Source organism: Acinetobacter sp. Tol 5, assembly GCF_019702905.1.
In the GTDB taxonomy this organism is placed as follows: Bacteria; Pseudomonadota; Gammaproteobacteria; order Pseudomonadales; family Moraxellaceae; genus Acinetobacter; species Acinetobacter bereziniae.
Genome location: NZ_AP024708.1, coordinates 1,795,870 through 1,819,474 on the forward strand (window position 1 = coordinate 1,795,870; position 23,605 = coordinate 1,819,474).

At 36.8% G+C, this 23,605-nt stretch carries 25 protein-coding genes; 7 read left to right on the plus strand and 18 right to left on the minus strand.

Translation table 11 applies throughout. The features are described 5' to 3' along the window. Window positions 1-2: 2 nt before the first annotated feature. Together TOL5_RS08260 and TOL5_RS08265 are read left to right on the plus strand one after the other, a co-directional pair. The gene (locus TOL5_RS08260; protein ID WP_004824521.1) at window positions 3-383 is read left to right on the plus strand and encodes a hypothetical protein; all 381 of its coding nucleotides are present in this window, start codon (window positions 3-5) and stop codon (window positions 381-383) included. A gap of 40 nt (window positions 384-423) precedes the next feature. Next, window positions 424-1,008, plus strand: coding sequence for a GAD-like domain-containing protein (locus tag TOL5_RS08265; RefSeq protein ID WP_009585273.1), 585 nt, complete (start codon window positions 424-426; stop codon window positions 1,006-1,008). A 77-nt stretch (window positions 1,009-1,085) separates the two neighbouring features. On the opposite strand, the gene TOL5_RS08270 is transcribed toward TOL5_RS08265, so the two are convergent. The 10 genes from TOL5_RS08270 to TOL5_RS08315 form a co-directional block, all read right to left on the minus strand. Continuing rightward, window positions 1,086-1,529: a DUF2147 domain-containing protein gene (locus tag TOL5_RS08270; protein ID WP_005032276.1), complete on the minus strand. Its 444-nt coding sequence runs from the start codon at window positions 1,527-1,529 to the stop codon at window positions 1,086-1,088. Between the two features lie 196 nt (window positions 1,530-1,725). Beyond that, complete coding sequence (rtcA, locus tag TOL5_RS08275; RefSeq protein ID WP_121775272.1) at window positions 1,726-2,757, minus strand: RNA 3'-terminal phosphate cyclase; 1,032 nt, start codon at window positions 2,755-2,757, stop codon at window positions 1,726-1,728. 102 nt (window positions 2,758-2,859) lie between these two features. Further along, window positions 2,860-2,943 (minus strand): hypothetical protein, encoded by an 84-nt coding sequence (locus TOL5_RS22450; RefSeq protein WP_227544100.1) that lies wholly within the window; start codon window positions 2,941-2,943, stop codon window positions 2,860-2,862. Between the two features lie 551 nt (window positions 2,944-3,494). Further along, the gene (locus TOL5_RS08285; protein WP_042089631.1) at window positions 3,495-3,956 is read right to left on the minus strand and encodes a DIP1984 family protein; all 462 of its coding nucleotides are present in this window, start codon (window positions 3,954-3,956) and stop codon (window positions 3,495-3,497) included. Window positions 3,957-3,974: 18 nt separating this feature from the next. After that, entirely contained in the window at window positions 3,975-4,379 is a 405-nt protein-coding gene (locus TOL5_RS08290) for a DUF7684 family protein (protein WP_171428663.1), read from the minus strand. Window positions 4,380-4,394: 15 nt separating this feature from the next. After that, window positions 4,395-4,808, minus strand: coding sequence for a hypothetical protein (locus tag TOL5_RS08295; protein WP_151806529.1), 414 nt, complete (start codon window positions 4,806-4,808; stop codon window positions 4,395-4,397). 4 nt (window positions 4,809-4,812) lie between these two features. Continuing rightward, a complete protein-coding gene (locus TOL5_RS08300) occupies window positions 4,813-6,072 on the minus strand; it encodes an RtcB family protein (RefSeq protein WP_121775277.1) in 1,260 nt (419 codons plus the stop codon). A 723-nt stretch (window positions 6,073-6,795) separates the two neighbouring features. Then, a complete protein-coding gene (locus TOL5_RS08305; RefSeq protein WP_058970784.1) occupies window positions 6,796-7,077 on the minus strand; it encodes a hypothetical protein in 282 nt (93 codons plus the stop codon). 942 nt (window positions 7,078-8,019) lie between these two features. Further along, window positions 8,020-9,651: a TROVE domain-containing protein gene (locus TOL5_RS08310; RefSeq protein WP_121775275.1), complete on the minus strand. Its 1,632-nt coding sequence runs from the start codon at window positions 9,649-9,651 to the stop codon at window positions 8,020-8,022. 989 nt (window positions 9,652-10,640) lie between these two features. Then, entirely contained in the window at window positions 10,641-11,597 is a 957-nt protein-coding gene (locus TOL5_RS08315) for a ribonuclease Z (RefSeq protein ID WP_121775336.1), read from the minus strand. 270 nt (window positions 11,598-11,867) lie between these two features. Between TOL5_RS08315 and rtcR the strand changes: the two genes are divergently transcribed. Beyond that, window positions 11,868-13,478 carry an RNA repair transcriptional activator RtcR gene (gene rtcR / locus TOL5_RS08320; protein ID WP_121775337.1) on the plus strand — a complete coding sequence of 537 codons (1,611 nt, stop codon included), beginning with the start codon at window positions 11,868-11,870 and terminating at the stop codon, window positions 13,476-13,478. Between the two features lie 41 nt (window positions 13,479-13,519). Here rtcR and TOL5_RS08325 read toward each other — a convergent pair whose 3' ends face one another. Next, window positions 13,520-14,152, minus strand: coding sequence for an alpha/beta hydrolase (locus tag TOL5_RS08325; RefSeq protein WP_004824499.1), 633 nt, complete (start codon window positions 14,150-14,152; stop codon window positions 13,520-13,522). 125 nt (window positions 14,153-14,277) lie between these two features. On the opposite strand from TOL5_RS08325, the gene yaaA reads away from it, so the two are divergent. Continuing rightward, window positions 14,278-15,057, plus strand: coding sequence for a peroxide stress protein YaaA (gene yaaA / locus TOL5_RS08330; RefSeq protein WP_004824497.1), 780 nt, complete (start codon window positions 14,278-14,280; stop codon window positions 15,055-15,057). Window positions 15,058-15,088: 31 nt separating this feature from the next. Here yaaA and TOL5_RS08335 read toward each other — a convergent pair whose 3' ends face one another. Beyond that, complete coding sequence (locus TOL5_RS08335; RefSeq protein WP_121775338.1) at window positions 15,089-15,667, minus strand: hypothetical protein; 579 nt, start codon at window positions 15,665-15,667, stop codon at window positions 15,089-15,091. Window positions 15,668-15,724: 57 nt separating this feature from the next. Between TOL5_RS08335 and TOL5_RS08340 the strand changes: the two genes are divergently transcribed. Beyond that, a complete protein-coding gene (locus TOL5_RS08340) occupies window positions 15,725-16,369 on the plus strand; it encodes a metal-dependent hydrolase (protein WP_046761172.1) in 645 nt (214 codons plus the stop codon). Between the two features lie 121 nt (window positions 16,370-16,490). After that, window positions 16,491-17,150, plus strand: coding sequence for a hypothetical protein (locus TOL5_RS08345; RefSeq protein WP_121775339.1), 660 nt, complete (start codon window positions 16,491-16,493; stop codon window positions 17,148-17,150). A gap of 34 nt (window positions 17,151-17,184) precedes the next feature. Here TOL5_RS08345 and TOL5_RS08350 read toward each other — a convergent pair whose 3' ends face one another. Next, the gene (locus tag TOL5_RS08350; protein ID WP_005032254.1) at window positions 17,185-17,622 is read right to left on the minus strand and encodes a PaaI family thioesterase; all 438 of its coding nucleotides are present in this window, start codon (window positions 17,620-17,622) and stop codon (window positions 17,185-17,187) included. A gap of 99 nt (window positions 17,623-17,721) precedes the next feature. Then, entirely contained in the window at window positions 17,722-17,967 is a 246-nt protein-coding gene (locus TOL5_RS08355) for a hypothetical protein (protein WP_009584645.1), read from the minus strand. A 183-nt stretch (window positions 17,968-18,150) separates the two neighbouring features. On the opposite strand from TOL5_RS08355, the gene TOL5_RS08360 reads away from it, so the two are divergent. Further along, entirely contained in the window at window positions 18,151-18,567 is a 417-nt protein-coding gene (locus tag TOL5_RS08360) for a GFA family protein (protein ID WP_121775340.1), read from the plus strand. Between the two features lie 91 nt (window positions 18,568-18,658). Here TOL5_RS08360 and TOL5_RS08365 read toward each other — a convergent pair whose 3' ends face one another. The 4 genes from TOL5_RS08365 to TOL5_RS08380 all read right to left on the minus strand — a co-directional run bounded on the left by TOL5_RS08365 (window position 18,659) and on the right by TOL5_RS08380 (window position 23,594). Further along, window positions 18,659-20,671: a lipase family alpha/beta hydrolase gene (locus tag TOL5_RS08365; RefSeq protein ID WP_046761094.1), complete on the minus strand. Its 2,013-nt coding sequence runs from the start codon at window positions 20,669-20,671 to the stop codon at window positions 18,659-18,661. Between the two features lie 103 nt (window positions 20,672-20,774). Next, window positions 20,775-21,701, minus strand: a complete 927-nt coding sequence (locus TOL5_RS08370) for an ABUW_2363 family tetratricopeptide repeat lipoprotein (RefSeq protein ID WP_121775341.1) — start codon at window positions 21,699-21,701, stop codon at window positions 20,775-20,777. A 235-nt stretch (window positions 21,702-21,936) separates the two neighbouring features. After that, on the minus strand, window positions 21,937-22,761 hold the full coding sequence (cysE, locus tag TOL5_RS08375) for a serine O-acetyltransferase (protein ID WP_004824485.1): 825 nt from the start codon (window positions 22,759-22,761) through the stop codon (window positions 21,937-21,939). Continuing rightward, window positions 22,761-23,594: an RNA methyltransferase gene (locus TOL5_RS08380; protein WP_004824483.1), complete on the minus strand. Its 834-nt coding sequence runs from the start codon at window positions 23,592-23,594 to the stop codon at window positions 22,761-22,763. The genes cysE and TOL5_RS08380 overlap by 1 nt, the downstream gene beginning before the upstream one ends. Between the last annotated feature and the right edge of the window lie 11 nt (window positions 23,595-23,605).

Consider the following 23,605-nt stretch of genomic DNA (forward strand, 5'->3'; position numbering starts at 1 on the left):
CAATGAGAACATTACAATTTACTGCAAACTGCGAAAATCATGTTAAAAGCAATGGTTATGGTCAAAATGCATGCCATGTTACTCAGGCGTATGTAACGGATTTATTGTTAAAACAACTTTCTCAATATGGTTTTAAGGCGGAAACGACATCTTCTCATGAAGATTTGGCAGTGAGTGTGGAAAATCATCCGATAGGTTTAGGTGTGAATTGTCGTTTAAATGATCAAGGTTTGTTGACCTGTGAAATTTCTGCACATGCAGATGAGGAGCAGGTGTGGTTTAAAAAAATAGCCACTCAAAGCATGATTAAGCAATTGGCAAATGCTGTGGAAAATTCTTTAAAACAAGATAATGCCTTTAGTGGTTTTGAGTGGAAAGGCTAAGCTTGAGCCTTGGTTAAGCAATTTAGGTTTGAGAATAACAATGCAATTACAATCATTTATTGATAAGTTTCCTGTAGATCAGGTGGGCAATACAGTCAACATTGAAATTATTAAAAAATATCAATCTTATTTACCAGATGCTTTGCTTGAGCTCTGGCGTGAGCATGGTTTTGGTTTCTATGGGAATGGTCTAATTCAGATCATTGATCCTGAACGTTATCAGGACGTATTGTGGTCATGGTTAATGAAAGATGAACTTGATATGACGCGGTTGCCTATTGCAATATCTGCTTTTGGAATAGTGTTCTACTATCGGCGTCTAAGCGATGCAGGCGATGAAGATATTTCATTTATGGATCCACACAATTCTGATATTGGAGTAACGGTTTGGTCATTGAATGACTTTTTTAATGAATGGTTGTGTGATGATGAAATCATAGAGCAGTTTTTAGAAAAATCAGCGCTGAGCCAAGCACAAGAAAAATATGGAAAATTAGCGCATGATCAAATGTATTGTTATCTGCCTGCACTTCGATTAGGTGGTCGTGCCAGTGATTTGAATTTGGATAAGGGGGATGCTCCCACCCATTTGGATTTTTTATATCAACTTGCTTTAGACAGTTAAATCTAAGTGTTCAGCGTTATTATTGGGGTGAAATAAAAAAGACAGCTTATATAAGCTGTCTTAATGAAAAGGTTAAATTACTCTACACGTAACCAAGTTTGGCTACGACCTACGACTGAAATACCTAAATAACCACGAAGAAATAATTTTTTACCATTCGGGCTGATCTTGCCTTTTAGGCGGTAGATTTTTCCAGAAACAGGATCAATGATTTTTCCATCGGTGTAATTCACATGATCATCTGTTTTTAAGCCAGAGATTACTTGTAAACCAATGATCGGTTTATTGGTATAAGGGGCAGGGCAATTGGTACAAAATTCTTTAGGTGTATAGCCTGGACGTGGTGTTGCTTTTAAAGCTGTTCCTGCATAAGTTCCATTACTTTGTTTTTCGATTTTAACCAAACCTTTGGCTTCACCTGTTTTGTCGTCAATATAACGCCAAGTCCCTGTGATATCCTCTGCAAAAGCTGAAGATGTAAAAAGCACCATAGACATTGCCCCAAATAAAACTTTCTTCATTTCCCTTATCCTTTATTTGAATATTTTAGTTCAATTTAAAAATACATTGATCTAAGGTATTGATTATATAATGGATAGTCATAATAAATATTTACATAATGTGCCAATAAACATGAAAATTAATATGAATTGGCACATTAGGATAAGTGATTAAAAGGGTGGGCAATTTAATGGTTAAGCCATCATAAGGCAAAGATTAAGTCACCACACGAATCTTAAAAATATCGTTTAATGCTTCGATCTGAATATCACAGTCTAAAAATTTTTGAATCATTTCAGCTTGGGTTTTAGTGTGATCGCTCAATACTTGTGCTGTAAATTCACCACCTTTGCCTAAAGCCAAAGGTAATAAAAGTTGGTCGGCTAAATATTCATCAACCACAGCATGTGAGTTCAAATAGGCTTTCACCTCTTTGGCTAAATCATGTGCCACTTTTTCAGCACATTTTTTCTTTTCACCTAAAGCTGAAAAGACTTGCTGATGGTGTTCATAATTTAAGATAACAAATGCAGTGTTGCCTTGACTGATCCCTTGAAAATTAATACGTTTACGTTGATTTAAACCAAGTTTATTATTCAAGACATCTAACTCTCGATCTGCAATATCTTGTTGGATGTTTAAGGCTGCTGCAAAACCATTTATTTCCAGTAATTTACCCTTGGTTAAAATAGATTGCTCAAGTTTATTGTTCCATGGATGAATGGTGATATTGATTTGACCTGCACCAATCGGAAAAAAGCCAGCGCGTTCGCATTTAAAATCAACTTCTATGCCAAGCTTTTGAATAAAAGGCAGGAAACAATGTCGAATAAAATCTGCTGTGGGTGCCAAAGGGTTATGTGTTCCGCCGTGAATACTCAATTGACTTACTTCTGGTTGCATCATTAAAGCTGGTAATAATGTTTGCAAAACCAAAATTGTGCTACCTGCGGAACCGATATGAAAATCATATTTTCCTGGCTGAACCTGTTGAGGTTGAAAATACAATTTTTGTGAATTTAACTCAGCACCTTCAACAATTGCATGACTGATACGTTGAGAAGCTTGCACGCAAACCAAATGCTGACGCATTAAGCCAGGTTTCTTTCGACCTGCACGGATATTGATAAGCTCAAAAGGAATACCTGTTAGCATAGATAGGGAAAGCGCAGTTCTTAAAATTTGCCCGCCGCCTTCGCCCAGTGAGCCATCTATTTGGATGGTTTTATTTTTTACTAATGTGTTCATTTTCTATTTCATCATTTCTTGCTAAATCATTTGGTTTTCGGACATGTTTTATAAAATGTAATTCATTTACACCATATTATGGATCGTTATACTGTGCCTCAGCTAAAGAGATCGCATTCGCTCCACTTTTGAATTTGCATCATTGTTTTCTACACAGTCATATTCCCAAAGACAAATGGGACAAATTTCATAGTCAAAATTACCCGAGGCTGATCTCGAGTGTCATGATGACAATAAGAACAGGGGTAATTCATTCAAACTCCAAAAAAAAGGTGAACATACTGTCAGTACATGGTAATGCTAGGTGCATTGTGACTTTGCTTTCACAAAGGTTTGCCTTGTTTGTAGTGATGGGTTGATTTGTGCTTATGGTTTTAAGCTAACCCGCTCGCTCATCAAGCCACTACACTATTTTCAATCCTGTGTTGTGGAGGTAAAGGATCTTGCACTCGCCCAGTATGTTCGGGTGATCTCAAATGACGAATCATTTGAGAAAAAGTGAAATATATTGTCAGTACGTGGTAATGCTATATAAATAGTCACTTTGATTCACAAAGGTTTAAATGATGCTTAGTGATGGATTGATTGGTTCGTTTCCGCCCTAAATCCGCTTCGCTGTCATTACCCAAAAATGATGCTGACTTTTATTTCAATCTATACAGCCTTAGATCTTGTACTCGCCCAATATATTCCAAATCTGATCGGCTAAAGCCGATCAAAGCTTTTAAATGATCGCTTTAAACGTCCAGTAAATCAACTTGCCAGTTTGTGGCTTGTATTAATACATTTAAATCACGTAATTTGGCACTAATATCATCGGATTGTTTTTGCAAAGATGATACTGGAATTACCTTATGCCATTTGATTTCACGTGCACTATAGCGATCTGGTTCACGTTGAGTGTTGCTGATGGCAGACGTTAAAATTTTATGGCGCTCCACAAGCTCATCACGTTGAGTCAGTAAAGCCAATAATGAACGACCATCCGTTAATTTTGCCAAAGCATTGGTTTGATGAATGGCATAAACAAGTTTTTGAGATTCTTGAGTTAATGCAAATACTTGCTTTAATAACTCGTTTGGATCTTCCGATGGTTCATCACCGTCTTGTACCAATACATTTGCATTGATACGTTGTTTCAATGAAGCGATTTTCTTTTGTTGATCGCTTCGTAATAAAAGTGCTTCTGCAAGTTTCATTTTATTTTTCCTATATCTTTAATTGATATTTAACACCACAATTTCATATAAGGTTTGCTGAGGCAATGTATCAACGGGGATTGATTCGGCAAACTCTATAACATCTTCTAAATTTTGATTTTCATGCCAAGTTGTCATGAAATTATAATCATCGTCTTCAGGTAGATCATAATTACAAAATTCTAAATAAGAGTAATCTAATGCATCATCCCAAATTGAACATTCATGCCCCCAAGCTAAAGCCCAATAGCATAGTTTAGATTTTACAATCCAATCACTGCATTGATTGCGCCAATCATTAGTTACATTATTGTTATGTATTGCTAGCACAACAATGTAGGGCTTTTGTGGTAATTCAAAATGGATTGCTTGGTTCGCCAAAAGATTGTAACGAGTGATTTCGATTTGTTTATAGCGATCCATTGGCATTACTCACATTCATTTTGCAGCGATTTGGGAAAGACAAAAAGCTTTATGATATATAAGTCCTTTTTCAATCCATACAGCATATGAAAAAGAGTGAATATTTCGTTGTAAGGCTATAATATCATTTCTCCAGATACGAATATCTCCATGCTTTATCTGTTTAGACTCACTCAAATACCGATGTAAAATCAAAGTTTTTTCAAAGGGGTCACTTAATCTTTTAAATTGATAAGCAACCATATAATAAAGCAGATACTTAAAATAATTCTGCTTATTGCATTTGTGGTCTATTGCAAGCTCCAAAAAAAGTAATAACTCATCTTTCCAGATCAAATATAAATCCCATTCTGTGGTAGGCAAATATGTATCAGAAAATGCCCATGCTCGAATTTCAGTTATGCTCGGATTGGAGATATTGGTGATCACGATATTATCCCTTTACACAAACAACCTGACTTAAAGTGTAAACCACTTCAACCAAATCGCTTTGTGCTTTCATCACATCTTCAATTGGCTTATATGCCGATGGAATCTCATCAATCACGGCTGCATCTTTACGGCATTCTACACCTTGGGTCTGTTCAATCTGATCTTCTACAGTAAACAACTTTTTCGCTGCAGTACGGCTATGTACACGACCAGCACCATGTGAACATGAGCAGAAAGATTCCTGATTTCCCTTACCTTTGACAATAAATGACTTAGCACCCATTGAACCCGGAATAATCCCATACTCACCCAAACGGGCACGTACAGCACCTTTACGTGTTACCAGTACTTCTTGACCAAAGTGTTCTTCTTTATCCACATAATTATGATGACAATTAACCGCCTCAACCTTAGCATTAAAGGGTTTATTTATAATGATACGCAAAGCTTGTACAGCCGCTTCCATCATTAACTCACGGTTTTTCATGGCAAAACGTTGTGCCCATCCAACCGCAAACCAATAGTCGTCAAAATGCTCCGTACCTTCTACCAAATAAGCTAAATCTTTATCAGGCAAGTTAATAAAATGCTTTTGCATATCTTTACGTGCCAGTTCGATAAAGTGATTACCGATTGCATTTCCTACACCGCGAGAGCCTGAGTGTAGCATGATCCACACCTGTTGATGTTCGTCTAAACAGATTTCAACAAAGTGATTCCCAGTCCCCAAAGTACCTAACTGTTTATGGTTATTGGTATTTTTTAAACGCGGGTGCTTCGTACAAATGTATTCAAAATCAGTCACTAACTCAGCCCAAGCTTGGTCTACTCGCGCTGTTGGTGTATCCCAAGACCCACGATCTCGGCGACCACGACCTTTGGTCATTCCATGTGGGATCAAGCGTTCAAGCTCTGTACGCAGTGCATGTAAATTATCGGGTAAGTCTGATGCAGTAAGCGAGGTACGTGCTGCCATCATCCCACAACCAATATCTACACCAACAGCAGCGGGAATAATTGCACCTTTGGTTGGAATAACACTCCCAATTGTTGCTCCGATTCCGACATGTACATCTGGCATCACTGCCATCCATTTATAAATAAATGGCATTTGCGCTGTCTTTAATAATTGTTCTTTTGATTTTTCATCGACAGGCACACCTTTGGTCCACATTTTTATAGGGACACCTTTTTTATCCTGAATAATATTATAAGCACGCTCATTGGATGCTTGTTTTTCAATTTGTTCTGATACTGACATAGTCATAGCTTTTATCCTTTGCAAAACCTGCCTGCCAAGCGGTTGCAGGCAGGTGATATTTATATACATCTCATGATGTATGCTCTATATATTGCAGAGAGTGTGCCAACTTTGTTTTTTAATTGATTTTATTTTATAAGATATTGATGTTTAATTAATAAATGTATTTAAATTTTTCTTTAAATACATATTTTAAAAAAAATTATGCAAATTTAAATATTATTTTAGATAGTAATCTATCTATTTTTATATTTTAAATAAAATATAAAACAACCAATGCCTAAACATAATAAGAAAAGTAGGCTAAAACCAATAGAAAAGATGAGGTTTATTTTAGAGCCTTGTAAATATGCAAATAAAGTAGTTGAAAACATTAGGTTATAAATACTACTCAGCAAATATCTTCCACAATGTGGTGCAAATTTAGTGGTAAAATAGCCAAACCAAATTGCAATTGGAAAGATTGATATAATTGAAAAATAATAAATTTTTGAGCAGGTTGGGATGTTCTCTTGATGGAAGCCGCAACCCAAAGTGAGTGAAAGCAAAAAAATGACATAGAAGAAAAATAAAAATACAAAAATGAGTAAAGGGAATAAGAGGAAAGCAAACCAAGCACGCATTGTTATTATTCAGGGTATCTATCATGTTGTAGAGTATAGTACGAAATCTAGCTTGGGAGAATTTCTTCTCCCAAGCTGAGTTTGATGAAATCTGTGATTCTTAATCTTTGCTCATATCCCATACCGTATGATCATCAGTGGGTTGATAATGTTCTTCGATATGGATTTTTAACCTGAGTGAGAGAGGATCATCTTCTAGAATTTGGCTGTGCCCATGTAAAAGTTTCAGTTCGTTTTTTTTACGACTTTTACTTGGCGGTTTTTCATGATAATTCTGGCATTTCTTATACCAGTGGTTGGTTTCTAAATAGTATTTTTTAACTCTTAGTTTCTCTAAAGCAAGATCGAGATTGTCGTCTTTCACGAGGACTTTAATAGACATGTTTTGCGTTTTAAAGACTGACACCTGTCTCTGGTTTTAAATTGAACGATTAAACTAGCAAATCGTCGATCAATTCACAAGCGATATTCTTAAAACACGGGCTTGATGCAGTTTCATCTGTATGAGGTTTACCTACATTCGATAAAACTTTTAGTAAAATAAAATACTTGGATGTGTTATCCGTAACTATCTGAGACAGTATGATCCAAAGAAAGAAAAAAGCGCAGTAAGACTCCGCTAAGAACATTATTTTTCAATCATTTGAAGATGTCGTTACTTTCAACTTACGTTAAAAAAACGCAATCACAACAAATTTTGATCAGATTTTCGTGAGTCATCACGATCGGGACTTGAACCCTGCGCAAAAGCGTTACCATGTAATCCGATCTGCATTTGTAATTGCTTAATTACAACATGATTCATGATGACCAAGTATATATTAACAAGGAGTTGAGGACGGTCGTGGCTCTACCGACTGAGCTACTGTGTGTTGCCACACAGGGTGGTATCGAAACACCGACAAACGAGTAATGTAGTCCTCATTGCATTTGATGTACTTGAATCATGGTTACCGCATTGCATAAACAAAATGTTGAAGACGTTTCGTTGCTCTATCCAGCTGAGCTACTTTTCAATCTTAGCTAAGAATGAAAAGGATGGATTTGAACCATCGACCTACGCATTAAAGATGTAGTCCTCAACGCATTTTATGCATTAAATATTGCCAACAAGTTTTCGATAAAACATCAATTATTCAAAGTAATGTAGTTCTATCTGCATTTGGCAACAGTTTTACTCAGCACAACAACTTTATATAGAAACACTTCATTCTGGAAAAATGTAGTTCCTATGGCATTTGTGCTTTTTATCTAACATCATTGCCTCAAGTTACATCATTTGATGCAGAGACTTGAATACAAGATGTTAAATGAGGGAGCAAACTCAGCTAACATGTGACTGAATTTGCGTTAAGTCTATGTTTTCGATTTCACTTATCCAATGATTTACATGCATTTCATTATTGGCAAAACTTTCAATCAATTTAAATACGTTATCTGAAAATCCACCAATGTTCATGACATCTTTATGCTCGGGGAGTTGAGTTGTCGCATAAGGTTGTAAATCAACACATACCAGTTTTGCATCAGGATTAAGTTGTTTTAACTGTTTCCAATAATGCATTATCCCTGTTTGGCGATGCGCTCTTGGGATTTGATCTGCCCAAGATTCATTGTCCGAGAAATAAATCACCATATCGACTTTGGCATTTTCTTTGACCAATAGTGCTAATGGCTTAGAACAATCCGTTCCTCCACCACACATATTGGCAAATTTTTTTGCCAGAGCAAAAATATCAATTTCTAAATTTGGCTGTTTCATCAGATTTTTTCTTTTCAAATATTCTTGCACTTTGCTTAAATTGGATAACTGACGTACTTCAGTATCAAAAGCCATCAAGCGAATATTTGGATTTACATATTTAAATGCACTCGCAAATAATGCTGCTACATCCACACAACGCAATTGTGAGGTTGCTCCCTGACGGTAACCAGTGATGGAACTTGACATCGAACCAGAAACATCAATCGCAATCACAACATTACCTTGGAGTTTAGGTACATTTGAAATTGAACATTGCACCGCAAACTTTAATGCTTTGGCAATTTCAGGTGGCATACCTTCAGCAAGTGCAGACCATTCCATCATCAATTGATAGGGGAATACACGACTTTTTTTAATCGCTTGTTCATCCATCAATTTATCAGAAATGATTTTAGTCATTCCTTTGATTTTGAAGACATCGTGACGTAAGAACGTATTTAAGTTCATACGAAGCATTTGCCAAGAACCATGACAGGCAATTTCTGCCCACTGCTGTGTAGTAAGATTCAGATGGGTTAAAAGTTGCATAGGTACTTTGGGCAATTCTGTGCTTACACCTGATCGAAACTTTTCCAATGCCTGTACTTGAGCAGGGAGCTGTTCAAACTGATATTCTTTACCCAATACATAAGCAAAAAATGCATCTTGTTCAACAGTCTTCGGTTTTGGATGCGTCATTTTTAGTACATCAGCAAGTGAAGGGCTGTTCCCAACATTGGCAGCAAGCAATTGTTGAGCAGATGCAGAGAGAATCCATTCGTTTACCATACGTTTTGGTAATGAACCTAAAGACTTACGTCCGATCATTCCTGAACGCATGATTTGTACAAAATTTCTAAGCTGTTTTCCATTATCAATAATTAATGGAAAGATTTGCTTAAAGAGTTCCGTATCTAGCTCAGACAGTAATGCCAATAATACGACAGGTGTATCTTTCATCTGTGCTTTTTGACGTGCATAAATTGCAGTTTTAGCAACAAATGCAGGCTCTACTTCAAGTGCGAGGTTGAGAATATGATCAAGTTGTACTTGTGCATTTTGATAAAAAGTCTGATTCAGCGTACCTGTCGCTGTGAGTTGTGCTAATGCGGCACGAGATTTTAATGTATATGCACGCCCACCAGCTTCATTATATTCAATGGTTTTTGGCTTTGCCTGTTGTTTCGAGGCAAAAATTGTCTTGTTCGCCATGACAGCATCCTCAAGTAAATTTTAATATCTTGATGGTTATATTGCAGAGAGTGTGCCAAGTTTGCTTTTTAAGGTGAAATATATTTTTAAATTTTTGATTTTTATAAGATAAAATTGTTTTATAAAATTTAATTTTCAACTTTTTAATTGTTTAGAACATAAATTTAATATCTTTATTTATATGATTTTATCTTTATTTCTATTTTTCTATAATTAAAAATTAAAGTCTCTAATGTTGTGTAAATAAAAAAGATAGCCAACACCTATAGAAAAATAGTGGTATCAGCGCAATATATAAATATATAAAAAAGTGGGTCGAAAAGTCCAAATTGCAAAGACTTGAGAAAAAAGTTCATTTTGAGCGGTGTAGCATATTTTCTAAATAGATGATCCAATCAAATCGCCAAGACAAATCATGCGGTAAATAAATATAGTCAAACCGTCTGATTATTCATAAAAGTGATTTGGATGATTTATTTATTTTGTACTTTTGAATCATAAACAGTCTTGCTATCACGAGGCGACATGGATGTCGCCATGTTGAGCGGGGGTATTAGGATGTACCCCTCGCTCAACGGAAGATTTTTTGTTACTTTTCATCTCTGAAAAGTAAAGTATCGCCTACGCAAAACAATTTAAACTCTAGAGCTAAAGCGCGGCAGTGCAAGCTTTATATCATCAAAAAATATATTGATCGCTTTAATTTTATTGATCAACAGAAATGATATTTTACTGTATGAATTTTTCAACAGATTGACTATGGTTAGTGGCTTTTTTTTACACAACTTGGAATTCTTGATGAATCCTATCTATAGCTGATCAAACCAAGAACAATGATGAAAATAAATAACAAGCTTAATACAATCCAGAGGATATATAGGAATTCTAAAAAGTTTTTGATCTAAACTATTTATCTTTTATAGGCGGATATTTAAAACGAATATAGCATTAAAGAAGTCTTGGGAAAATCACTTTCCCCAAGGCTAAAGTTATTTAATAAGCGTGAGTTCGCCGCTCGCACTGAGTGTATAGCGATGGAAATCATCAGCAATATAAAAATGACCATGATAATACTCTGCAATTTCATCATGAATTTTTTGAACACCATCAGCATCGTGATAACGCGCACTGAGATGCGTGGCAATCAAATTCGGCAGGCTCATCATTTGCGCAAATTCTGCGACTATTTTTGCAGAGCTGTGCATTGGACCAGAACCAACTTTATCTAATACCGCTTGTGTGTAGGTGGTTTCATGAATTAACAGCGCCACATTTCTACACGCATTTTTCAATAATTCAGGTTGGTCGTTATCGCCACTGACAATAGCAGATACATGCTGCGTATTTTCAATTACAAAATCTTTCCCATGAAGAGATTGTCCATTCCACTCGATAGTCAGTCCTTGTTGTAAATCACCCCAAAGCTTACCTTTCGGAATTTCTAATTGAACTAATCGTTGATGATCCAGTTTGCGCTGAAATGATGTTGCTTTAAAAGCATAAGCATAACTAGGTACACGATGATGTAAGGGGTAAACCTTAATCGAAATTTTTTCATCCAATTCAAAACTGCTATTGAATGTATGGGAGTCAATAAAATGAAGCGGATAGGGTAGAAACAACTCAGTTAAATGACGAGTTGCTTCGAACCAGTCTTGAATCTCTTTAGGTGCAATGATGGTGATAGGATCTTTACGTCCGTTCATGCCTGCACTTGCGAGCAAGCCCATCAAGCCATAACAATGATCGCCGTGAACATGAGTAATGCAAATTGCTTTTAAGTGCTGTAAGGATAGTTTGGCTTGTTGAACTCTATGCTGTGTTCCTTCACCGGCATCGACAAGAATCCAATCTTTAGTTTTGCCATAATGAATGGCTAAGCCTGAAACATTGCGTGTTAATGTGGGTACACCTGAAGATGTCCCTAAAAAAGTAAATTCTAACATGGGAAATTTATGCCTGTAGTAAAATCTTATCTGTGGTTATTGTTGTGACAAAGCAAGGCAGTTCCATCAAAAGAAGTGTCGAATCAGACAAAGATGGAGGAAAATAAGTAAAAACTTTGTACGTCAGTAGTATAGCATGATCATGTATATGAAAATAAATAGTGATTTTTAAAAAATATTAGGCTCAATACAGCGAATAATATTTGCTTATTGATAAAATAAAACTATGATTTAGACAAGATATATAAATTTTTATAGATTTATAGAAATATGCAAAAATTTAAAAAAACAGTTGTGATTGGTTTTGTTGGTTCTACCTTAGATCAAGGAAAAAAGCCCGAACGATGGCAACGATGGCGTCCTACGATAAGTTTGTTGATGCATGATGATTTAGTTGTTGATGAGTTGGTGCTATTACATGATCGACGTAATGCCGGCTTGATCGCGCATTTACAGCAAGACGCCTTTGAAATTTCCCCACAGACCAAAATCACAGGACACAAAGTCAATATTCGAGATCCTTGGGATTTCTCGGATATGTATGGAGCACTCTACGATTTTGTAAAATCCTATCCTTTTGATACCGATAATAATCATTATTTACTGCATATTACGACAGGTACACATGTCGCTCAGATCTGCTGGTATCTCTTGATTGATGCGCACTATTTGCCTGCAAAACTCATTCAAAGCTCACCCACAGGAAAACAGCAGCCTGAAGGTGAATACCGCATCATTGATTTGGACTTGTCACGGTATGCAGCATTAACACAGCGTTTTGAACATGAGCAATCCGAAAATTGGCAACAGTTAAAAGCCAATATTGCGACAAAAAATAAAGGTTTTAATCAACTCATTCAAGAGGTTGAATTGGTTGCCACCCGTTCAAGCGCACCGATTTTAATTATGGGTGCAACTGGTGTGGGCAAATCACATTTGGCCAAGCAAATTTATCAACTGAAAAAGGAAAAATTTCATCTCGCTGGTCGATTTATTGACGTGAACTGTGCAACTTTGGTGGGTGATAGTGCAATGTCCACTTTATTTGGTCATCACAAAGGCGCATTTACGGGCGCGATTGCAGCACGTACTGGTTATTTAAAAAGTGCGGATAACGGCATCTTATTTCTCGATGAAATTGGTGAATTAGGACTGGATGAACAAGCAATGTTACTTAAGGCACTGGAAGATAAATCTTTCTTCCCTGTGGGAAGTGATAAAGAAGTTCAAGCTGATTTTCAATTGATTGCTGGGACTAATCGAGATTTACGTGAAGAAGTTAGAGCAGGTCGCTTTCGAGAAGATTTATGGGCACGCTTAAATACATGGACATTCTTCTTACCCAGTCTAAAAGATCGTGTTGAAGATATTGAACCAAATATCACATTTGAATTACAGCGCTTTGCTACTGCACATCAACGACAATTGCGCTTTCATAGTGATGCACTTGAAAAATACTTAAAATTTGCTCAATCAGTAGAGGCAATTTGGCAAGGCAACTTTCGAGATCTTACTGCAAGCGTGACTCGAATGGCGACATTGGCAAATGGGGAGCGGATTGGCTTAAACGAAGTAAATACTGAAATTCAACGGCTTCAACGTATTTGGAATATCTCTGAGCAAGAAAAGGGCAACAAGCCTTCTATATTGACAGATATTTTAACCCGTGAACAAATAGCGCAAATTGATGAGTTTGATCGTATTCAGTTACAAGGAGTCATCGAAATATGCCAAAAGTCGAAATCCATGGCAGACGCAGGACGGCGATTATTTTCTGTATCACGTGAGCAGAGGCAAAGTACCAATGACAGTGATCGTGTGAAAAAGTATTTAGCGAAATTTGGGTTACAGTGGGATGATATAAACATATCAATAAGGTGAGTGAACCACCTTATTGATTTCATTTTTTCTGTAATACTGCGTTAAGGCACTAATAAGAAACGTGAAATTGCAACACGTAATTGTTTTAAATAACCTGTAAAGAAATGGTTAGCGCCCGGAAGAACGGTGATCAAATGGCGTTGTGGTTTTGCCCATTCAATTAAATCACTGAGTTTAGTGGTCGGGTCTGCTTCACCATGAACAAAGAGAATATCGCCTTTGATCGGTGGTGTAACATAATGGCGTAAACCATCAACTGTAGAAGTTGGCAAGCCACATAAAATCACTTGTTTGGGTTTAATTTCGTCAGGTAAGGCATGATAGGCTTTTGCCATCACATGCGCACCAAAACTAAATCCGCCAACATAGAAAGGTAGACTTTTGTGTAATTGTCTAACGTATTTGATGACATCTAAAATGTCTTCAGTTTCGGCAAAACCTTCATCATGGACACCATCACTTTGTCCTGAACCTCGAAAGCTTGGGCGATAAACGACACAACCTTGTTCGTTGAGAATTTGTGCAAGTAAAGCTGGAACTTTATGTTGAGGGGTACCACCTTGAAGTGGGTGAGGATGACAAACGACAGCAAATCCTTTTACTTCGCCCACAGGATAGTCAACAAAAACTTCGATTTTGCCAACCGAACCTTGAATGAACAGTTGTTCGGACATAATTTAAACGATCATAAAGCAGGGAAGTGATATAGTTTACCGATTCTGCTCACAGAAAACATGAATTGGAATTAAAATATTCCGACTGTTATAGTTTGATTAGTTATTTTTTGATCAGGAAGACCATGCTCGCCTTAATTTCCCCTGCTAAGACGCTCGATTACGAAACCGCACTGCCGACTGATAGCCACACTTTACCAAGACTATTAGACCAATCTCAACAGCTTATAGACCTAAGTCGTAAACTATCTGCATCCGATATTGCTCGTTTAATGCATGTTAGTGAGAAGATTGCCAATTTAAATGTTGAACGTTTCCGTGATTGGAATGCTGATTTTGATTTTTCTAATGCTCGACAAGCCATTTTTGCATTTAAAGGCGATGTATACACTGGGCTAGATGCTTATAGTTTGTCGCAAGATGATTTAAAGTTTGCACAAGATCATTTGCGTAGTCTTTCAGGATTATATGGTTTATTGCGTCCATTGGATTTAATGATGCCATATCGTTTAGAAATGGGGATTAAACTTGCCAATGAGCGTGGTCATAATCTTTATGATTTTTGGGGAGAACGCATCACTCAACTCATCAATGAAGACTTGCAGCAAAGTAATTCAAAGTTGTTGGTGAATATCGCTTCTGATGAATATTATAAATCAGTTAAGGAAGCAAAAATTCAGGCAGATATCATTAAACCTGTATTTTTAGATCAGAAAAATGGTCAGTATAAAGTGATCAGCTTCTATGCCAAAAAAGCACGTGGCTTAATGGCACGCTACATCATACAAAATCAATTGGAAAAATTAGATGATTTAAAATCATTTAATCTGGACGGTTATTATTTTGATGCTGAAAGTTCATTGAAAGGTGAGCTTGTATTCAAGCGTGATGAGCAAGCAGCTTAAAAGATCATTGATTTTGAGAATTGGCTTAGCATTAAGCCAATTCGCGTTCAAAAATACGATATAGATTACCTAAAGAATTCATCACCATGATTTGAATAAAATCAAATGCATTTGCCTTAAGCTGATCTACTGAAATAATTTCCCCTGAAATGAGTTCAATTTCCCCAACTGGATTGGCTAAACTCTCGATTTCTTCAATGTCATTGTAGTCAATATTGTGATAGACCTTTACGATGACATTAAAAACAGTTTGATCGTCCTGATCTTTATATTCATGTATTAATGGTCGGTTAGTCAGTTGTTCGTTGGTAAACTCATCGCAAAACATTGGATCGTAACCATGTTTTGCCCCATCAAAAAGTAATATTTCTTCATTGCTTTCAATATCGAACGCGTATATCAATTCAGGTGCAAAATCTGTCCCACAAATGAGCTGATATTCTTCAAACAGCTCACCATAATATTTAATCTTAAAGCGCTTATTCTGTGTAGAAGATTGTATTTGTCCTCGCCATTCGATCTCCATTAGGTCATTAAAATAAGCTTCATGTTGATAAGTGACAAAATGATTTAAATGTGTAGGTGCTGAAAATTTTGATTTATTGATCATGTGATTACAGCCAAAAATGTTGTATTAATAGATAAAAGTAGCATGTATCCTATACATATGATCATAGATAGCACTGAAAGTATCGTCAATTTATTCCATAAGTATTGGCTTGAGTTTACCCAAAAAGCCGAGATGTCTAAAGTACAAGATAATCTTTTGTATGAAGTTTTATTGCGTGCTTATACTGAGCCTCAACGGCATTATCATACACTGCAACATATTGTGGAATGTCTGAATTTATTTCATCAAGTGAAGGCTTACTTAGACGATCCTACGGCTGTTGAGTTGGCGATTTGGTTCCATGATGTGGTGTATAACCCTCAAGCCATAGACAATGAAGTGCAAAGTGCTGAACTTATGTTAAAGCGCTGTCAGAATACGTTTAAACAGTCTGTTGTTGAAAAAGCGTATCAATGGATTATTGCAACTCAAAAGCATCAGCCCTCTCAAGAAGATGATCTTAATTATTTATTGGATATTGATCTGGCGATTTTGGGGAGCTCTGAGGCACGTTTTCTGCAATATGAACAGCAGATTCGATTAGAGTATGCATGGGTAGAACAAGAGCTTTATCAAGTAAAAAGGGCAGAAGTGCTACAGCATTTTTATCTCATGCAACCTTTGTATCAGACTGAATATTTTAGAGCGCATTTGGAAGAAAGTGCTAAAATGAATTTATCTAAATCTTTATCATCTTTATAAATAATGGCTTATTGTTAAAAAATGATATGTCAAAAAATCAAAATGATATTGTCAACGTAAATTGCGATTCGGCATCTTTATTCAATATCAAATATATAGAAACACTGAATGAGAGAATATTTTGAAAATTTTAAATCTTGTTGTGCTGAGCAGTATCTTATTTTTGACGGCTTGTCAGAAACATAAGCAATCTCAAGAAGATATAAAAACACAACAGCAGTCGATTGATTCTCAAGCAGTCGCAAGTCAAGTGAAAAGCGAACCTGAAGTAGAAATCCCACCGACTGTTTCAGAGCCTAAAAAGAACGCCAATACTTCAACTATTACTTATCCAGAAGCCTTGATTAAACAAGTGACTGAGGCAGAACAACGCTGTCAAACACCTGAAAAACAAGATTTGAACAGTATCATAAAGATAGTCGATTTAATGGGGGATGAACAACCAGAATATATCTATGAACCTGATTCAATTTATTGTATTGAGGATGGAGTATTTAGAGGTCATGGTGGTGATCAACTGGTGATCTATCAATCTAAAGATGGTAAAAGCATTCAAGAGATTTTTAACAGCACTGTTTTTTCATATCAGGTTTTAGAGTATCAACCCAAGGCGATCGTGCAAATCGAAGTGGGGGGTGGCTATTGCGGTCAAAATATGGATGAAATCAGTCGAGCCGAAGCAATCATGTGTAAACGTAATTTAGAATGGGATGATGCATCTAAGCAACTTAAAATGGGTAAAATCCAATTGATAGAGAAGCAGCAGGCTGATACAGAATAAGTGCTATTCATGATGAATAGCACAACTGATTCGTTTATGGACGAATAATCATACAGGTCGCTGTGGCATGTGCATATAACTTGCCATCTTCATCAACCAGTTTTGCCTCAGAAATTGCCAGATTTTTACTTGAATTAATGACTTGACCAGTGGCAAGTAATTCTTTGTCTTTCGGGACAGGGCGGCACATTTTTACATTTAAGTCGATGGTGCCATAACCAACACCTGCCTCCAATGTGGTATGTATCGCACAACCTGTTGCTGAATCTAATGCGGTAGCGGCAAAACCACCATGTACGCCACCTAAAGGATTTAAATGGCGTTGATCCGCTTTGACTTTAAAACAGGCATAACCTGGGGCGATTTCATGTAAATCCATCGGTATTGTTTCACTGATGGATGCTCTTGGAATATCCCCATTTGCCATGGCTTGTAAAAATTCTAGTCCAGTCATTTCTTGTAGCTGTTTCATCACTTCGTCCTATTATTAAAGTTCTAAAAAGGAACTTAAATATTAAAATAAAATGCTTGATGATGGCTGTCAAATATTTTTGGAAAAAGGAATAATTTTTTAGTATTCGATATCGTAAAATTTTTCGATATGATCGGATTTGTGCAGTATTTTTAACGCTATTTTTTCACCTGTTGCCCATGTTGCAACCGATTGACTTAAATCCACATCAATAATATCTAATTCTTTACACAAGGTCTGATGGCTTTCAATCACAATAAACTGTGGTGATTGAGTTTTTAGACATTTTGCAATATACCGTTGAATATGATGAAGCTTATAAACATCTATAATCTTATAACGCATAGTTTTCCAACTATTCTATTTAAATTGTAGTGATTATTAATCTAGAGCTAATTATGTTAGTTTTCAATTATAATTAGATTACAAAATTCAGATTTGTATAAAAAATCTATGCTTCACCATAACATCAACAGTTAAATATATATAGTACCGTAACTGGAAATTTCTAAAAACAAGGATATATCTATGAAAGGGCAATGTGTCTGTGGAAAAACAACATTCAATGTGGAATTAAAAAATCATCATGTACATGCTTGTCATTGCTCAATTTGTCGCAGACAAACCAGTGGTGTGATCATGACCATTGATGTCGAACAGGGCGGATTAAACTTTATTAACAACGATCATTTAAGTATTTATGATTCATCAGAATGGGGTGAGCGCGGTTTTTGCAATGCTTGTGGGACCAATTTATTTTGGCGTACTAAAGATCAAAGCTACTGTAATATCAATGCTTTTGCTTTAGATGAACAACCACAAGATATTCACTTTGATATGGAAATTTATATCGACAATAAACCCGCTTTTTATAATTTTGAAAATCAGACCAAAAAGCTGACTGAAGCTGATGTTGTCGCCTTATTTACAGGAAATGGTGAATAATTTTTTTTGTAGTTTGTTTTCGTCAAAGAAAATTTTAAACGCATACTCGTTAAAAACGCCAGTCAATTTGACTGGCGTTTTACTATGTTTCTTAGGGTTTATATATACCAAGTTCAATCAGATGTAATCTTAAAATACGGCGAAGTTCTAATACTGCTTCAGGTGTCTCTTGAATTGAATGTCCACCTTTGATGATTACTTCAGAAGCGGCACCATCAAGGTGTGAACTGGTATAAGGAACGACACCATCAGTCATGACTTTGGGGTCTTTACTGTCCGTAATATTGCCCATGATTGAATGATAGACCATTGCTTTTTTTGGCATTACATTTTCAGTTAATTGGGTAAATTTGGAATTATGGCTTAGATCACTTGGTCCATTCTGAATAATTCCATGACCTACATCTTTTAAAAAGTTTTTCGCATTTAGATCACGTTCATCAATCGAGTCTGCTAAAGCACCGAGAAACGCGCCTGGTAGTTTGATGATACGCCGAGCAGCCAATGTAAACCATCGGTCAGCAAATGCTGTACCACGGTGAGGTGCTGAAATAAAAATGGCACGATCAAAGTTGGGTACGGATTGAATGGTTAAACGTGCTTTAAAGATCGGATCATCTTTGAATTTATCAAACTTACGGTTATTCAGCATTTTTAATGCAGGCTGAGTGAGATCAGCATCACTGACCAATAGGCGTGCGATAATGCCACCCATACTGTGCCCAATCAATACGGCATCTTTTGCAGAGGCTGATTTTTGGTCAATTGAGGCAAAGCTTTGATTGATGATCGCATTGATTTGATAACGACTTTCTAAAATTGGCATATTGGTTGAATAGAAAATTTGCCAAACCTGATAGTGTTCGCGGAGGACATTGTCTCCCATAATATCGTTGGTTAGTCGAATCCATGCTTCTGGGCTACTGGCTAAACCATGCACCAATACAATGACTTTCTTATTGGGGTTATAGGGTTCAAGCATGTATAAGTGTGGCATGGTCAAGCTTTGATCGCGATCAATTAAGCTAAGATATGCAGCGATTCCTAAATTATTTTGTGCAAGCCATAAACCATATGGTGCAGAAAAATTAGCTGCAAGCGGGTATTGTTTACCACCAATTTTAATATTTTCGACACTATAAGGATCATAAATATTTAACTGGAAATTTGGGCTATGCAAGATGTTGTGCAATGATTCATTGGCATTTTCAGGTTGAGCCGCAATACTCACCGATAAATAACGTGGTTGGTGGATGTTGGGATTTATGCCGTGTTTATATTGGTATTCAAACGGATTGACAATATATTTGTTTTCTTCAGGGGCATCAGTTTTCGGTAAAATCGCAACAAACTCTGCGCCGAAACCATCTCTACGGTTGATCGAGCGTAAACCTGAAAAGTTTAGATTGTAACTGGAGACGAGATCTTCTAACTCTGTATTGGCAATTGCAGGATAGCCATTAAAATTGATGCGGTATGTACTTGTTCCCACTTTGATTTGTTTGGCGACTTTTTGATTTTTATGTCGTGTCGCATAGGTGGAAATGAGCTTTGCCAATGCCTGATTGTAAAAATCACGTATTTGAACCTGTCGGTTATTGAAAATACGATCTTGGGGTTGGCGTTCTGTCTTAAATAAATAAGCATAACTATAACGAATGCTGTTATCCAACATGACCATTTGTTGGTCTAAACATTGTTCATAATTTTTCTGGGTGCTTTGCTGCTTTTCTGTAGATTGATGCTTAGAAAATACGCTGATTTTACAATTGGATGAGTCAGCTAAATTAATTGCTTTAGTCAGATAGATTTCGCTGGCTGTAGACAGCAATTGTTCATCTTGAATCTGTGGGATTTTAGCCAAATCTGCAACACATTTTTCAGGTTCTTCTGCACATGATTTTGCTTCACGACCCGTCATGGAGAGCACATTTAAACTTGCCTCACTCATTTTGGAGCGTGTTAAAATGCTATCACGCTCATTGGCGATCGTAACATTAACCTTTTGATTTTTTACACTTACAACCTGACATCCAGAGAAAATCAATGGGCTGATGGCTAAAACATAGAGCAAAATTTTATTTTTTGAGTTTTGCATAAACATTAACGAGATCAATCTTTTCTGAATAATACGATAGTTTTCTAGAATTTCAATTTATAAGCAAAAAAATAGACTGAATGCTCAGTCTATTTTTTCAGCCTAGAAATTATTTCGCGAGAGCTGGGTTTTTCATCACTTGCCAAACATTATAACGACCTTGTTTTTCAATTTCTTGAATCAAGCGATCAGCAACTTCCGCTTCTTCTGGGTATTTCACTTTATAGTTTTTCAAAGTTTGGACAGCATTTTTCTTTTGTTCCATACCAATATAATTATTGGCAGAAGATAGATAAGCCTCTTGAACACCAGCTTTCATTGCTTTGTCTAAATATGGTATCGCTTCTTTTTGACCACCACCTTCAGATAAAGAGAAACCAAACCATAAGTTTGCCTCTGGGTCTTCTTTATTGATCTTCAGGATACGTTGTGCATAATCCAATGATTTGGTTGTATAAGAAGAACCAAGGTCAAGGTTACGCCCGAGAATACTGGCTTTAAATGCACGAATCAGAATATCAAAAGAAGCATTCGGTGCAGCAGCAAGTTGGTCGAGTTGAGTAGACACTTCTTTTAATTTGCCTTCAAAACCTTTACGTTCTTTACGGTCGCTAAATTGTGGTGGGTAATGACGCGCTTTACCTTCAACCATTTGCAAGAAATCATCAATCGCCGTAATGTCAATTTCATTGCTACCTGCTAAAACAGCATATTTCATAGCACGTTGCGAGCTGTTCACTGTAGGTACAATTAATTTATTGGTATCCAGTACAATTTTTTGATTTGGATTCGCTGGATCGGTCACTTCTAGTTTATTGACAGGTTGGGCAGCAGCTTTTTTCAATTCAATTTCAAAAACAGGTGGTTGCGTGTAGTCGAATGGATTTAATGCATAAAAGGGTGGTGATAATTCTGGTTCAGTATAAATGAAAGGCTCATTTGCATCTATTTTGTTACTTTGTTTGGTCGGTGTAATAGAACACGCAGTAAGTAATGATGTTGCGAGCAATGCATATGCCAAAGGCTTAATCGTCATGTGTTTCTTCCATTAATTTATATTAAAAAAACTGCATGCGCATCAGTCTATGAAAAGACGTCTGAACATGCAACTTGATTTAGTTCGTATTATTAAAAATTATACATGAGGATTTGTTGTCAATTCGTCATGAAATTTAAAAACAACGCTAGTATTTGGTTATTTTATGCTGAATTTTAGACTACAACGCAAACCATTTAGCCAACATCAACAGATTAGAAAATATCAATATGCCCTAAGCTTTTGAAGACGTTTTTTGTGCTTCACATTCGCGTCTAACTTCTTCAATGATTTTGATTTCTTCATCGCTTAAAGGTTGTTCTATCGTTTGTTGTAAATTAAATGTTGGATCTAAAATCGATAGGCGTGTACATAAACTATGGATACGTTGTTCGTTTTGTTCAAGCCGATCTAACAACACGCGCATACCTTCAAGCATTGGGTCGGGTTGTTCTTGAGTTGCTGCATAGGCTTGGAACTCAGTATTTTCAACGGTATTGGCAATTTGCTCAGGACAACGCGGTTCTGCGGTTGTAATAACTTCTTTGTCTTTAGTAATAAAGCGAGCAGGGTTGCCTACGGCTGTTGCACCATCAGGAACTGCTTTAGTAACTACTGCATTTGAACCAACCTTGGCATTTTTACCTACCACAAATGGACCCAAGATTTTTGCTCCGGCACCTACGACTACACCATCGGCAAGTGTTGGGTGGCGCTTACCAGTATTCCATGTTGTACCACCGAGCGTAACGCCATGATACAAGGTCACATCATCTCCAATTTCAGCAGTTTCACCGATAACCACACCCATGCCATGATCAATAAAGAAACGTTTGCCGATCTTAGCACCGGGATGAATTTCAATTCCTGTTGCAAAACGACTGAAAGAAGACAAGATTCTGGCTGAAGTTTTACAATCTTTTTCCCATAATTCATGAGCGACACGATGCATAATTAATGCATGTATGCCTGGGTATGTGGTTAAAACTTCAAATGTATTTCGCGCAGCAGGATCTCGCGCAAATACAGCTTGGATGTCTTCTTTAAGCTGTTTTAGCATTAGTTTTGATCCTCATGTTTTGACTTTTTCCATGTACCATTATTTAGGGCTTGAACTCGGCTAAAAATGCCCCTTAATAAATGATATTCCATCTTATCTAATTGTATACGCCCAAATAATCGACGCAACCGTAAAGGAAGAAGACGAGGGTTTTTAGGGTCTAAAAATTCAATTTCAGCCAACATTTTTTCGATGTGGGGATAAAATTGTTCCATCTGTTCATGTGTGACCAGTGGTTCATCCCAGTGCATATCAGTTGAGTCTGTTACTTGCATCACGGCTTGCGTATCAACAGTTTTCTCTGCCAGTGCCAAGGTCGCCATACGCATTTCATAGCAGATCACCTGAATAGCTTGAGCGACATTCAATACGCCATAATCACTATTCACAGGAATTGTGACATGGTAGTTTGCTAGTGCAAGTTCTTCATTGGTCAGTCCACGGTCTTCTCGACCAAAAACGACAGCAACCTCCTGTTGACTGTGAATCACAGACTGCATTGATTTTTCTGCGGCAGGGCGAGCATCTAACAACGGCCATGGAATAGTACGGCTACGTGCGCTGGTACCAAACACTAAATGGCAGTCTTTGATTGCATCTTCTAGGCATTCTACAATTTCAATCTGTTCGATTAAATCTGTTGCGCCTGCTGCCAAAGCGTCAATATCTGGATGTGGATAAGTTTTAGGTGCGACTAAAACCAATTTAGATAATCCCATTGTTTTCATTGCACGTAAGGCGCTACCAATATTTGCAGGCAGTGTGGTATTGACCATCACAATACGTACATGACTTAAATGCTGTGAAATCACAGCATTGTCAAAAATGTCCATTGATGTTCCAA